The following is a 1,449-nucleotide window of genomic DNA, read 5'->3' on the forward strand; positions in this document are numbered from 1 at the left end:
GATTTAATTTGTTGAACTTTATGGTAATTTTTATCGAAAAATAGTATTATCTTAAAATAAAGTATATTGATTATGTTAATAAGGGGTATAACATGCCAATTCCTAATAGAGACCACTTAGAATTTATTTGCAATCATATGAATGAGACTTTTAAGATTCCTTTTTACCTCTTTGATTCAAAAGGGGAATTAATCTTTGAATTCTCAGCCGGTTATCGCCCCAATCCGCTTTCCACTTCAACCATCTGTGATTTAGGTCAGCTGGTAAAAAACGAGGATCCATCAGAATATCCATTGATCAAGTCTACTGAATTACTAGAAAATTACTTGGTTATTAATTTAGAGAGCGGAAATTCATTCCAAGGAAGTCTTATTGGCGGACCATCCATCTTTACTGATTACTCTGTAGATATGTTAAAAAGAATGAGTCATGACCTTGGATTATTTACCGATCTAGATCTCATTGTTTTTTACTATCAATCTCTACCTGTTATTAAAAATAACGATTTAACCCGGATCGGCATCCATGTGCATTATATGATTTATCACCAACTACTTGATTTGGACTTTGTCATCCAACAAAATCAACAAAAAGAGGTTCAGGAAATTCTGACTGAAAATCCTGACATAGAATTATCCCTAAGACGTCAAAACGCCAAACTCCATCATGATCATTTAATTGAAAAAAAATTACTAAATGCTATCACAAAGGGGAATAAGGAAGAGCTTTTTAAATGTCTAAGGTTGATAGATGAAGAATTCGAATACGGGGTTCTTTCAAAGAAAAGCCAATTAAGAAATGTAAAAAATTTAGCCATTACAGCCATTACTTTGTCCACGAGAGCCGCGATGGACGGCGGTCTTTATCCAGAGATCGCCTATTCCTTAAGTGATATGTATATCCAAAGACTTGAAGAATTACAAGATATCAACGAAGTAAAGAAATTACAAGCAAAAGCAATGGAGGACTTTGCAGATAGAGTCCATTTCAGCAATAAGGAACATTATTCAAAACCTATCTCCATCTGTCAAAATTATATTTTTAATCATGTCTATGAAAATATTACACTAACAAGTTTATCTGAAATAGTTGAATTAACACCCAATTATCTATCCTCTCTATTTAAAAAAGAGATTGGGATTGCTTTGAGTGAATATATTCAAAAAGTGAAAATAGAGGAAGCAAAAAATTTGTTAATGTTGACTTCCCACTCTTTATCCGAAATTTGTGCCCTTTTAAACTTTACAGATCAAAGTTATTTTATAAAGGTATTTAAGAAATTTACAGGTGTCACGCCAAAGCATTATAAAGATAATCCTATTAAATGAAGAGACCTGGGATCAATGGAGAGACCTAGTTAAATAAGACAAAGGAAAAAGCACCCCTTGAATCGTATTTAAATAATACGTAACTCAGGAGGTGTTTTCTTATGGGGAAGATAAATGAATA

The 1,449-nt window shown here is 32.5% G+C and carries 1 protein-coding gene; it reads left to right on the top strand.

The window, feature by feature from the left end; translation table 11 throughout:
• Positions 1-92 precede the first annotated feature (92 nt).
• On the top strand, positions 93-1,328 hold the full coding sequence (locus V7266_RS29595; RefSeq protein WP_335472790.1) for a helix-turn-helix domain-containing protein: 1,236 nt from the start codon (positions 93-95) through the stop codon (positions 1,326-1,328).
• Positions 1,329-1,449 lie beyond the last annotated feature (121 nt).

Source organism: Neobacillus drentensis, from assembly GCF_036965645.1.
GTDB lineage: Bacteria > Bacillota > Bacilli > Bacillales > Cytobacillaceae > Neobacillus > Neobacillus drentensis_D.